Origin of the sequence: Burkholderia sp. S-53 (genome assembly GCF_025560745.1) — a bacterium.
Classification (GTDB): domain Bacteria; phylum Pseudomonadota; class Gammaproteobacteria; order Burkholderiales; family Burkholderiaceae; genus Burkholderia; species Burkholderia pyrrocinia.
Genome location: NZ_CP090484.1, coordinates 1069403 through 1081449, shown reverse-complemented (window position 1 = coordinate 1081449; position 12047 = coordinate 1069403). Strand labels below are relative to the sequence as shown.

11 protein-coding genes are annotated in these 12047 nt (G+C 65.6%); 5 read left to right on the top strand and 6 right to left on the bottom strand.

All coding sequences use genetic code 11. The features are described 5' to 3' along the window. Positions 1-13 precede the first annotated feature (13 nt). Positions 14-841 carry an alpha/beta hydrolase gene (locus LXM88_RS27000; protein WP_262545770.1) on the top strand — a complete coding sequence of 276 codons (828 nt, stop codon included), beginning with the start codon at positions 14-16 and terminating at the stop codon, positions 839-841. A 26-nt stretch (positions 842-867) separates the two neighbouring features. On the opposite strand, the gene LXM88_RS26995 is transcribed toward LXM88_RS27000, so the two are convergent. The 6 genes from LXM88_RS26995 to LXM88_RS26970 all read right to left on the bottom strand — a co-directional run bounded on the left by LXM88_RS26995 (position 868) and on the right by LXM88_RS26970 (position 8105). Next, positions 868-1230 carry a YbjQ family protein gene (locus LXM88_RS26995; protein WP_047902547.1) on the bottom strand — a complete coding sequence of 121 codons (363 nt, stop codon included), beginning with the start codon at positions 1228-1230 and terminating at the stop codon, positions 868-870. 261 nt (positions 1231-1491) lie between these two features. Next, complete coding sequence (locus tag LXM88_RS26990; protein ID WP_262545769.1) at positions 1492-2745, bottom strand: M20/M25/M40 family metallo-hydrolase; 1254 nt, start codon at positions 2743-2745, stop codon at positions 1492-1494. A gap of 79 nt (positions 2746-2824) precedes the next feature. Further along, positions 2825-4537 carry a M36 family metallopeptidase gene (locus LXM88_RS26985; RefSeq protein WP_262545768.1) on the bottom strand — a complete coding sequence of 571 codons (1713 nt, stop codon included), beginning with the start codon at positions 4535-4537 and terminating at the stop codon, positions 2825-2827. A gap of 477 nt (positions 4538-5014) precedes the next feature. Then, positions 5015-5959, bottom strand: a complete 945-nt coding sequence (locus tag LXM88_RS26980; RefSeq protein WP_111018779.1) for a GlxA family transcriptional regulator — start codon at positions 5957-5959, stop codon at positions 5015-5017. A gap of 282 nt (positions 5960-6241) precedes the next feature. After that, the gene (locus tag LXM88_RS26975; RefSeq protein ID WP_262545766.1) at positions 6242-7822 is read right to left on the bottom strand and encodes an isocitrate lyase; all 1581 of its coding nucleotides are present in this window, start codon (positions 7820-7822) and stop codon (positions 6242-6244) included. Position 7823: 1 nt separating this feature from the next. After that, positions 7824-8105, bottom strand: coding sequence for a hypothetical protein (locus LXM88_RS26970; RefSeq protein WP_262545764.1), 282 nt, complete (start codon positions 8103-8105; stop codon positions 7824-7826). A 426-nt stretch (positions 8106-8531) separates the two neighbouring features. Between LXM88_RS26970 and LXM88_RS26965 the strand changes: the two genes are divergently transcribed. The 4 genes from LXM88_RS26965 to LXM88_RS26950 all read left to right on the top strand — a co-directional run bounded on the left by LXM88_RS26965 (position 8532) and on the right by LXM88_RS26950 (position 12043). After that, on the top strand, positions 8532-9485 hold the full coding sequence (locus LXM88_RS26965; RefSeq protein WP_096473626.1) for a choline ABC transporter substrate-binding protein: 954 nt from the start codon (positions 8532-8534) through the stop codon (positions 9483-9485). Between the two features lie 79 nt (positions 9486-9564). After that, complete coding sequence (locus tag LXM88_RS26960) at positions 9565-10494, top strand: 3-keto-5-aminohexanoate cleavage protein (RefSeq protein WP_043180376.1); 930 nt, start codon at positions 9565-9567, stop codon at positions 10492-10494. Between the two features lie 84 nt (positions 10495-10578). Beyond that, complete coding sequence (locus LXM88_RS26955) at positions 10579-11544, top strand: L-carnitine dehydrogenase (RefSeq protein ID WP_072441925.1); 966 nt, start codon at positions 10579-10581, stop codon at positions 11542-11544. A 10-nt stretch (positions 11545-11554) separates the two neighbouring features. Next, complete coding sequence (locus LXM88_RS26950; RefSeq protein WP_072441924.1) at positions 11555-12043, top strand: thioesterase family protein; 489 nt, start codon at positions 11555-11557, stop codon at positions 12041-12043. The last annotated feature ends 4 nt before the right edge of the window (positions 12044-12047 follow it).

Genomic DNA, 12047 nt, shown 5'->3' with positions numbered 1-12047 from the left:
TTGGAACAAGAGCATGACCGACCTTTATCGCGGCATGGACCGCACCGCGCTCGACGCGGCCTACGACAACATCAACGCCGTGCCGGATTTCCCGGCCGTGCTGGCGGAATGCCAGGCGCGCAGCACGAAGCTTTACGACACGGCATCGTGCCGGCGCGACCTCCGCTACGGCGATCGTCCGCGCGAGCGCTACGACTGGATCGCTTGCGGCCGCGAGAACGCGCCGACGTTCGTGTTCATTCACGGCGGGTACTGGCAGGCCTGCGTGAAGGAAGATTTTGCCTATGTCGCGAGCGGGCCGCTCGCGGCAGGGTTCAACGTCGTGCTGGCCGAATATACGCTGGCGCCCGACGCGTCGATGACGCAGATCGTCGGCGAGATCGGCAGCCTGCTCGACCACGTGGCGGGTGATCGCGACGGGCTCGGGATCGCGGGCAAGCCGCTGGTGTTGAGCGGCCATTCGGCGGGCGGCCACCTGACCGCGCAGCATCGCACGCACCGCGCCGTCACGGCCGCGTTGCCGATCAGCGCGCTGGTCGACCTGGAGCCGATCAGCCTGTCGTGGCTCGACGACAAGCTGCAGCTGTCGCCGCACGAAATCGACGCATTCAGCCCGCTGCGGCATGTCGGCAAGGGCGTGCCGACCGTCGTCGCGGTCGGTGGCGCGGAGCTACCGGAGCTCGTGCGTCATTCGGACGACTATGCGGCTGCGTGCCGGGCAGCCGGCGGGACGGTCGAACTGATCCACGTTCCGGGCTGCACGCACTTTTCGGTGCTCGACGCACTCGCGCGTCCGGACGGGCGTCTGGTGCGGGCGTTGTCCGGATTCGCGAGCCGGTGACGACCGGGCGCGCCTGCCGGAGCGCGTTACGCGTCCTGCGTCACGCGCACGGCCGTGCCGTAGCAGATCACTTCCGTGACGCCCGACCCGATCTCGGTCGAGTCGTAGCGCATGGCGACGACCGCATTCGCGCCGAGCTTGCGCGCATCGGCGAGCATCTTGTCGAACGCCTGCTGGCGCGCTTTCTCGCACAGCGACGTATAGAGCGTGATGTTGCCGCCGAAAATCGTTTGAAGCGATGCGCCGAACGAGCCGACGATCGAGCGCGAACGCACGACGATGCCCTGTGCGACGCCGAGCGAGCGGACGGTCGTGTGGCCGGGCAGGTCGAATGCGGTCGTGACGCGAGCGGGCGACAGATCGTCGACGGAGCGGGTGGTGTCGGTCATGGCGGGAAGCGTGTAGCGGAGTGGCAGAGTGACGATTCTATCCGGACGAGCGTGCGCGTCCGGTTCGATCGATGCAATCGCACGGCACGTGTGGCGCCATGAAGCTTCCGAGGTGGTCGTCAAGGCTTCGGGCATGCGTCTCCCCGGGACGCCGGACGAGAGAGTCTGGTCGAAGTCGTCCGGAAGGAGGTGTGTGCGGACCGCGAGCACACGCCTCCGTCAGTTCCGGGCGGACAAGTCGAACGACCTGCCCGCGTGCCGTCAGGGCTTCGCGACTACGGAGCCATCCCCGCCGAGATCGACCGCATAAGCCAGCGCCAGCTTGCCGAACTTCAGCGCATGATTCGCCTGACGATCCGAGTTCTGCAGCGTGTCGTCCACGGTATGGATATACGGGCTGTCGTTCTGGTCGGCCTCGAACGGGAACGACGCCGGATAGCCCTGCGCATTCCACGACGCATGATCCGAGCACGCATACCCGCACTGCGACGTGCCGATCGCGAGTTCCGGCAGGTAGGTCTTCGCCAGGTTCGTCAGGTAGGTGTTCTGCGATGCGTTCGTGTAGTCGGTGATCAGGTAGATATCCTTCGGAACGCCCTTGTAGTTCGTCATGTCGAGCTGCAGCACGCCGACCACGTTCGCATTTTGCGCACGGAACTGCTTCGCGATCGCCTTCGAGCCGAGCAGGCCGGCTTCCTCAGCCGCGTACCCGACAAACTTGATCGTCCGCTTCGGCCGGTAGTCGTTCGCGAGCAGCACGCGCAGCGCTTCGGTGAGGCTCGCGATGCCCGACGCATCGTCGTCCGCGCCGGGCGAGCGCGTGTTCTCCGTCGTCCGGCCGACGGTCGAATCGAGGTGGCCGCCCAGCACGACTGTACCCGCGGCCGGATCGCTGCCGCGAATCGTCAGGATCACGGATTTTTGCGGAAAGCCCGTGTGAGCGAACTGCTCGACGGTGATGTCGGCGCGCGCGCCCGCGAGTTGCTTCCACTGCAGCGCGAGCCAGTCCGACGCAGCAACGCCGTGCGACGTCGTGTAGTAGCGGTTCGTGAAGCCCGACAGCGACGTGATCGTGCCGACGATGTTGCTGGCCTGAAGTTGCTGGATCCAGGTGCCGATCTGCGGCGCGTTCGACACCTTGTACGCGGGTGCCAAGGCCTGCTTCGCGAGCGCGGCCGGCAACGGCTGCAGCGCCTGGCGCGCTTCGTCGAACGAGTCGTGCACGACGTAGCCGGGCCCGTGGCCGCGCGTGTGGTGGACGGCATGGGCCAGCTCGCCGAGTTGCGAATCGTCGATCTCGACGACGTGAACCGTTTCGCGGCGCGCGGCGCCGTCGGCCGTCTTGCCGGCATCGACCGTCGTGCTGTATTGCGCGGTTGCGCTCGCATCGATGCGTTGAAGCTGGCGGAACGCCGTATCGCCGAGCGTGATCCAGACGGGTGTCGCATGCGCGGCGGCGGTCAACAGCATGCCGCCCAGCGCGGCGCTCAGATGAGTCAGTTTCAGAGTAGGCATGTTCGATCTCGCGAGGGTAACGATGTCGAGGAAGAGGGCGCGCCGCAGGTCGTGCGATGCGCCCCCGCCTGCTGCGGAATTACGATTTCTGCGGCACGGTCACGCCGTACGTGCAGCTCTTGTTGTACGCATTGCCGATCGCCGTGAGTTGCGCGTTGCTGTAGCCGAGCGCGGAAGCGGCCGTCAGCACGGCCTGCGCGGCGGCCTTCTGGTTGGTCGAGCCGTTGGTCATCGACAACCCTTTCAGGAACGCCTTGTCCATCGCCTGCGCGCCGATCGCATCGCGCGCGACGAGGTTGCACGACGCCCAGTACTGTCCGGCCGTGTGGATCTCGGCGCCGCGCGCCTGCGCATAGGTGCGCCCGACGTTCCAGTTGGTCACGCGGCCGCCCCAGTATTCGTTGTGGCCGTCCCAGTTGTAGACCCAGTGATACTGCGCGTCGGTCGGGCTCCACTGGTTGAAGTCGCGGCTATACGCGGCGGCGAGGTAGTCGCCGGTGCCTTCCGAAAGCCCTTCCTGCTGCGACAGGCCGCCGTTGGTCACCCAGTCGTGGATGCCGTGGCCGAGCTCGTGGATCACGACGTCCGCATCCTCGGCATCGTCGACGCCACCTTGCCCGAAGGTCAGCCGACCGCTGCTCGACGAGTAGGACGAGTTGTCGTCGCCCGATTCGCCGTGCGGGTCGTACTGCACGCCGCCGGTGTACTGGTATGGCAGCGCCTTGATGCCGAGCGTCTGGTTCACGTAGCGCAGGAACGTGTCGATGTGGTAGTACGCGTTCACGGCCTCGAAATACAGGTTGCCGCGCGTGAACTCGAACGCGGGCGTCGACTGCAGCGGGCACGCTTTGTCGAGCGGTGCGTCGAAGTCGACGCAGACCGCATACGGACCCGACAGCGCGTAGCGCCGGCCCGACTGCCCGAGATCCTTCAGCGTCACGCGCACGCGTGCGGCCGTGAGCTGGGTCGAATCGGCGTCGTTGTTGTCCTTGTAGCCGGTGCTGCCGTAGCTGCTTTTGGTCGGCGACAGCGGATCCGGGCGGAACACGAAGCCCGTGCCGTCGGTCGCATAGAACGCCTTGTCCTCGGCACGCAGCACTTCGCCGCTGCCTGAGTCGATCAGCAGTTCCCAGTCGCCTTTCGGGCCGTCCTGCGGGCGGCCGCGCACCTTCCATGTGGTGTGCGTGCCGGCCTTGTCGACGAACGCGACGAGCTGCGCGTCGAGATTCGTGAAGCCGCTGACGCCGAGATACGCGCGGGCACGGTCGAGCGCCTGCTGCTGGTCGACGGCCTGCGACTTGCGCGACGTCGCGACCACGCCGTTGATCGTGTTGCTCGCGACGTACAGGATGCGGCCGTCCTTCGCGACCGTCACCGCGATGTCGCTGCCGTACACGGGCAGCCCGGCGGCCTGCTGCTGCAGGCGCACGACGGTGAAGTCGGCATCGTTGCGTTCCGACGTGACGACGAGGCTTGCAAGCGCGGCCGCGTCGAGCCCGAGCTGCGTCGCCTGCGACGCGACGAAGTCGCGCGCGGTTGCAGCGGGCGACGCGGCGGCCTTCTTCACGCGATACGCGGGGTTGTACAGCGTGACGGCGACGCCGTCCGCGCGGAACTGCCCGGCGGCCGTGTCGGCTTTCGCGGCGGGCGGTGCGACGCCGCGCGTGAGGCTTTCGCGCAGGCTCGTTGTCTGCGGATTCGAGACCTTCGTATCGGCCGCGGCGCCGCCGACGATGCCGAAACCGAGCGCAAGACCCAGGGCGAGCGGCAATGCTTTGCGTGATGTCTGCATACGTGATCCTCATCTCAACGGTTGGACACGCCCGCGCGCTCGTGGCGCGCAGGCACGACACGACCCGCGCGCCGGTTCGATGGAACCGGCGCGGCGCAGCAGTGTTGGGAGTGTCGACTGACTAAGGAGCCCTAAACGTCAGGTCGAAAAGAAACAGGCGGGATCAGGGGCGGGGAAGCGAACGGCAGGCAGGTGCGGCGACGGCGAAGCGAGCATCGTCATGTCATACCCCTCGGATCGATATCGATATCGGTCGGCAGCCTGCGCGGATCGACGTGCGTCGAATCCAGTCTCTCGTCTCGTTAGGCTGCCTATCTAATTGCGAGGTATGTTACAGAACATTTTCGGCGACATTGCAATTTATTTTCGACGGTCGCTTCGGTCTGTCGATCAATCGCCGGCATTGTTCAGCGAGCGGCGGGAAACGCTGCCGGAACGCGAAATTTCGCGCAGGATTGTGATTAAAACCCGCGACGATCAGCGTGTTGCGCGACGGTCGCTGCGCGGGCTCAGGCCGAACCGTGCGCGATACGTGCGCGAGAAATGCGACGGCGATTCGAACCCGCACGCGACGCACACCGACGTGATGCTCATGTCGGTCTGCTGCAGCAGTTCGCGAGCACGATCGAGGCGCAGGTTCAGGTAGAAATGCGTCGGCGTGTCGTTCAGCGTCGCGCTGAACAGCCGTTCGAGCTGGCGCCGCGTGATCGATACGTCCTGCGCAAGCGCATCGGAGCCGAGCGGGTTTTCCATGTGCCGCTGCATCGTGCCGATCACCTGGATCAGCTTGCGGTTGTGCACGCCGTAGCGCGCGGCGATCTCGAGTCGCTGGCTGTCCGAGCGCTGCCGGATGCGGCTGACGACGAACTGCTCGGAGATCGCCGCCGCGAGATCGGCGCCGTGCCGGCGCCCGATCAGGTCGAGCATCATGTCGATCGACGCAGTGCCGCCCGCGCACGTGATGCGCCGGTCGTCGATCTCGAACAGTTCCTGCGTCGCGTTCAGGCCCGGATAGCGTTCGCGGAACGCGGCCAGCGCTTCCCAGTGCAGCGTCAGCGGTTGCGAAGCGTCGAACAGCCCGGCTTCCGCGAGCACGAAGCTGCCCGTATCGATGCCGCCGAGCGTCGCACCGTGCCGGTGCTGGCGGCGCAGCCAGTCGCCAATCGCGCGCGTGTAGCACACGAGCGGATCGAAGCCCGCGACGACGAACACCGTATCGACCTGCGCGACGTCCGCGCATGCGGCTTCGGCGGCGACCGGAATGCCGTTGCTCGCGGCGACCGGCGCACCGTCGGCGCTGATCACGTGCCAGCGGTAGAGCTCGGTGCGGAAGCGGTTCGCGACGCGCAACGGCTCGACCGCGGACATGAAGCCGAGCGCGGAGAAGCCGGGCAGCAGCAGGAAGTGGAAATCCTCGGGCATCGGAGCAGGGGATGGAATCCGTTGGTCGTCGCACATCGCACGGGATTGCGGACGGACGGGCACACGCCGCGGCCGGCTCGCAGGTGCCGAACGGTCAGCGGGAGATTATCGCGGGTTTTGTCGGGCTTCAGCGCGTTTTTGCGGCGCGCACGCGTTGCTCCATGATGGTCCCCAAAAAGAACAATCCCCACTCGGCGGAGTCCGCCGGGTGGGGATCGGGCTGACCATCTCACTCACGCCAGCCCGAACGGGGCTGGCGTTTCGCTTCGAGTATGACCGGTATCAGAACTGGTTCATCGTGTTGTCCTTACCCGCCGCCTTCAGCGCTGCTTCGCCGCTGAAGTATTCCTTGTGGTCGTCGCCGATGTCCGAGCCGGACATGTTCTGGTGCTTCACGCAGGCGATGCCCTGACGGATTTCCTTGCGCTGCACGCCGGCCACATAACCCAGCATGCCCTGGTCGCCGAAGTATTCCTTGGCCAGGTTGTCGGTCGACAGCGCGGCGGTGTGGTACGTCGGCAGCGTGATCAGGTGGTGGAAGATACCCGCTTCGCGCGATGCATCTGCCTGGAACGTGCGGATCTTTTCGTCGGCGAGCGCCGCCAGTTCGGTCTGGTCGTATTCCACGCTCATCAGCTGCGCGCGGTCGTATGCCGACACATCCTTGCCCTCGGCCTTCAGCGCGTCATACGCCTGCTGACGGAAATTCAGCGTCCAGTTGAACGACGGGCTGTTGTTGTACACGAGCTTCGCGTTCGGGATGACCTTGCGAATCTCGCTGACCATGCCGCCGATCTGCGCGATATGCGGTTTTTCGGTTTCGATCCACAGCAGGTCGGCGCCGTTTTGCAGTGCGGTGACGCAATCCAGCACGCAGCGTGCTTCGCCCGTGCCGGCGCGGAACTGGAACAGGTTGCTCGGCAGGCGCTTCGGACGCAGCAGCTTGCCGTCGCGCTTGATGATGACGTCACCGTTGCCCAGTTGGTCGGCCGACAGTTCTTCGCAATCGAGGAACGAGTTGTATTGGTCGCCCAGGTCGCCCGGCGTGTTGGTCACGGCGATCTGCTTGGTCAGGCCGGCGCCGAGCGAGTCGGTACGGGCCACGATGATGCCGTCGTCCACGCCCAGTTCCAGGAACGCGTAGCGGATCGCGCGGATCTTCGCGAGGAAGTCCTCGTGCGGCACGGTGACCTTGCCGTCCTGGTGGCCGCACTGCTTCTCGTCGGACACCTGGTTTTCGATCTGGATGCAGCACGCGCCTGCTTCGATGAACTGCTTGGCCAGCAGGTACGTGGCTTCCGCGTTGCCGAAACCCGCGTCGATGTCGGCGATGATCGGCACGACGTGCGTCACGTGGTTGTCGATTTTTGCCTGGATGGCTGCCTTGGCCGGGCCTTCGGCCGCGTCGAGCTCGCGGAACAGGCCGCCCAGTTCACGGGCGTCGGCCTGGCGCAGGAACGTGTACAGCTCGCGGATCAGCGCGCTGACGGAGGTCTTTTCGTGCATCGACTGGTCCGGCAGCGGGCCGAACTCGGAGCGCAGCGCGGCGACCATCCAGCCGGACAGGTACAGGTAGCGGCGTTCGGTGCTGTTGAAGTGCTTCTTGATGGAGATCATCTTCTGCTGGCCGATGAAGCCGTGCCAGCAACCCAGCGACTGCGTGTACTTCGCCGGGTCGGCATCGTAGGCGGCCATGTCGGCGCGCATGATCTTCGCGGTGTACTTGGCGATGTCCAGACCCGTCTTGAACTTGTTCTGCGCACGCATGCGGGCGGCGTACTCGGGGCTGATGGCATTCCACGCGCTGCCGTGGTTTTCTTTCAAACCGGCAACTGCCTTGATGTCGTCTTGGTACTGGGCCATGTCAATCTCCTGGGAGCAAAGCGCGTTTGAGTAAATGGTTGAGCGTGGCGCTCCGTATATCGAAGCGAACTGCATGACTGAATAGTAACGCCGCCCGATGCGCTTTTGGTGATGTCTTATATAAGACATAAGACATAAATTTCTCTTGTTTTTCAATGGGATACGCAGCGATTTTTGCGATGCAAAACAAGTTTTCAAGCGGCGAAAAAGGGATGCTGCGGGAATTCGCGGCGAGTTCCGCAATATGAAATGCCCTTTCGGTTGCTGGAGGAAGGGCTGGCACGACAGTTCGAGCAACGATGGCTGGCGGGATGATTGGGTAGTCGCCAATTTCGACGAACGAACGGACGGCGTTCCATCGTGGGATCCATCGCGCCGCGGAGGCCGCCAGGCTGACCCGGCCACTTCATCCATGCGGCTCCGACACCCCGCGCCCGAAGACATATCGGCTCCCGCCCCGTCCCGGCAGACTCGAAAGCCTCGCGCCGCATGTGGACAAGCCTGTTTTATCGAAAACACACCCGGAATCCCCGCCCATCAAGCCTCCACAAAAACCTAGTGGTTTCCACTCATAGTCGCAAATAGTCAAGAACAGGTCGCCGGCGGTCTTCTCGCGGCCAATATGGCTCGTTACTTTTACTCCCACGATGCAGGCCGGCGCACACCCCGCGCACCGGCTGCCACGAGTCCCACCGGGAGGAATCGAACCATGAAGTCGACGAAGATTGCCGCGCTTGTCGCGGCCGTGCTGGCGACCGGCGCGTTCACGAACGCGGCACTGGCCGAAACGGATGCCGCGACCTGCCGCACCGTGCGTTTCGCGGATATCGGCTGGACCGACATCACGTCGACCACGGCGCTCGCGTCGACCGTGTTCGAGGCGCTCGGCTACAAGCCGACCACGACGATCGCGTCGGTGCCGATCTCGTTCGCCGGCCTGAAGAGCAAGCAGCTCGACGTGTCGCTCGGTTACTGGTGGCCCGTGCAGCAGAAGCAGCTCCAGCCGTTCCTCGACAGCAAGTCGATCAACGTCGTCGAAACGCCGAACCTGTCCGGCGCGAAGGCGACGCTCGCGGTGCCGAGCTACGAATACCAGGCCGGCCTGAAGACCTTCGAGGACATCGCGAAGCACCGTGCGGAACTCGACGGCAAGATCTACGGGATCGAGCCGGGCAGCAGCGCGAACGCGACGATCCAGAAGATGATCGACACGAACCAGTACGGGCTCGGCGGCTTCAAGCTCGTCGAATCGAGCGAGGCCGGGATGCTGGTGACGGTCGAGCGCGCGATCCGCGAGAAGAAGTGGGTCGTGTTCCTTGGGTGGGAGCCGCATCCGATGAACATCCAGCTCAGCATGAACTACCTGTCCGGCGGCGACGCGTCGTTCGGGCCGAACTACGGCGAAGCGCGCGTGTACACGCTGACGGCGCCCGACTTCATCGCGCGCTGCCCGAACGCGGGCAAGCTCGTCACGAACCTGCGCTTCTCGACGCAGCTCGAGAACCAGCTGATGCAGTCGGTGATGAACAAGACGAAGCCGGCCGACGCCGCGAAGGCCTACCTGAAGAAAAACCCGCAGGTGCTCGACCCGTGGCTCGCGGGCGTCAAGACGTTCGACGGCAAGGATGGCTTGCCCGCCGTAAAGGCATATCTCGGCCTGTAATGGCCCGTGCGCCTCATGAGGCGCGCACCGACTGAATATCAGTAATGCGAAACAATCAGAGTCAAGCGAGGCAATCAGTATGAACCATGAAGTCATCATCACCTGCGCCGTCACCGGTGCGGGCGATACGGTCGGCAAGCATCCGGCGATTCCGGTCACGCCGAAGGAGATCGCGGCCGCCGCGATCGAAGCCGCGAAGGCCGGCGCCACCGTTGCGCACTGCCACGTGCGCGATCCGCAGACGGGGCGCGGCAGCCGCGACCCGAACCTGTACCGCGAAGTGGTCGACCGCATCCGCTCGGCCGACGTCGACGTGATCATCAACCTGACGGCCGGCATGGGCGGCGATCTCGAGATCGGCCCGGGCGAAGACCCGATGCGTTTCGGCAAGGGCACCGATCTGGTCGGCGGCCTCACGCGGCTCGCGCACGTCGAGGAACTGCTGCCCGAGATCTGCACGCTCGACTGCGGCACGCTGAATTTCGGCGACGGCGACTATATCTACGTGTCGACGCCCGCGCAGTTGCGCGCCGGTGCGAAGCGCATCCAGGAACTCGGCGTGAAGCCGGAGCTGGAGATCTTCGATACGGGCCATCTGTGGTTCGCGAAGCAGTTGCTGAAGGAAGGGCTGCTCGACGATCCGCCGCTGTTCCAGCTTTGCCTCGGCATTCCGTGGGGCGCGCCGGCCGATACGGGCACGATGAAGGCGATGGTCGACAACCTGCCGCCGGGCGCGCACTGGGCCGGCTTCGGGATCGGCCGCATGCAGATGCCGATGGTCGCGCAGGCGATGCTGCTCGGCGGCCACGTGCGCGTCGGCCTCGAAGACAACATCTGGCTCGACCGCGGCGTGCATGCGACCAACGGCACGCTCGTCGAGCGCGCCCGCGAGATCGTCGAACGGCTCGGCGGCCGCGTGCTGACGCCGGCCGAAGGCCGCCGCAAGCTCGGCCTGCCGGCACGCGGCGAGCGCCCGCTCGAACGCCGCGCGATCGCCGAATTCGCGTGAGTTTTTTCGCTGACCGATACGACAGGGCGGCGCGCATCGGCGTGGCCGCCCACCGATTTCCCCTGATTTGAAGGATGCGTTGACATGGCTGTGAAGACCGACATCAAGACGTTCGCCGCCATCGGCACCGGCGTGATCGGCAGCGGGTGGATTTCCCGCGCGCTCGCGCACGGTCTCGATGTGGTCGTGTGGGATCCCGCGCCGGGCGCGGAAGAACGGCTGCGCGCGAACGTCGCGAACGCATGGCCCGCGCTCGAACGCGTCGGCCTCGCGCCGGGCGCCGATCCCGCGCGGCTGCGGTTCGTGTCGACGATCGAGGCATGCGTCGCCGATGCGGATTTCATCCAGGAAAGCGCGCCCGAGCGCGAGGCGCTGAAGCTCGAACTGCACGAGCAGATCAGCCGCGCGGCGAAACCCGACGCGATCATCGCGTCGTCGACGTCGGGGCTGCTGCCGACGGATTTCTACGCACGTGCGACGCATCCGGAGCGCTGCGTGGTCGGCCATCCGTTCAATCCGGTCTACCTGCTGCCGCTCGTCGAGGTGCTCGGCGGCGAGCGCACGTCGCCGGAAGCGGTCGAGGCGGCGATGGAGATCTACCGCAAGCTCGGCATGCGGCCGCTGCATGTGCGCAAGGAAGTACCGGGCTTCATCGCGGACCGGCTGCTCGAAGCGCTGTGGCGCGAGGCGCTGCATCTGGTCAACGAAGGGGTTGCGACGACCGGCGAGATCGACGACGCGATCCGTTTCGGCGCGGGCATCCGCTGGTCGTTCATGGGCACGTTCCTGACCTACACGCTGGCCGGCGGCGACGCGGGCATGCGACACTTCATGCAGCAGTTCGGCCCCGCGCTCGAACTGCCGTGGACGAAGCTGGTCGCGCCGACGCTCACCGATGCGCTGATCGACAGCGTCGTCGAAGGCACGACCGAACAGCAGGGCACGCGCAGCATCAAGGAACTCGAACGCTATCGCGACGAGTGCATCACCGAGGTGCTGAAGTCGATCGCCGCGGTGAAGGCGCGGCACGGGATGCGATTCGAGGACTAAAGGACAGGCGATGACGGGCGATACCCCGCTGACGATTTACCGCGACGTGGTGCGGCCCGAGTGGGTCGACTACAACGGCCACCTGCGCGATGCGTTCTACCTGCTGATCTTCAGCTTCGCGACCGATGCGTTGCTGGATCGCATCGGCCTCGACGACGCCGCGCGTCGCGAGCGAGGCCGCTCGGTCTACACGCTCGAAGCGCACGTGAACTACCTGCACGAGATCAAGGAGGGCACGCAGGTGCGCGTCGATGCGCGCGTGCTCGCGCACGACGCGAAGCGGCTGCACCTGTATCTCGAACTGTTCGCGGATGGGCACGACGACGCGGTGTCGGCGAGCGAGCAGATGCTGCTGCACGTCGATACGCGCGACGGCGCGAAGTCGGCGCCGTTCGACGAAGACGTCGCCGCGCGCGTTGCAGAGCTTCATGCGTTGCAGCGCGATTGCGCGGCGCCGGCCTATGCGGGCCGCGTGATCGGGCTGCCGCCGCGCCGCTAGCGTC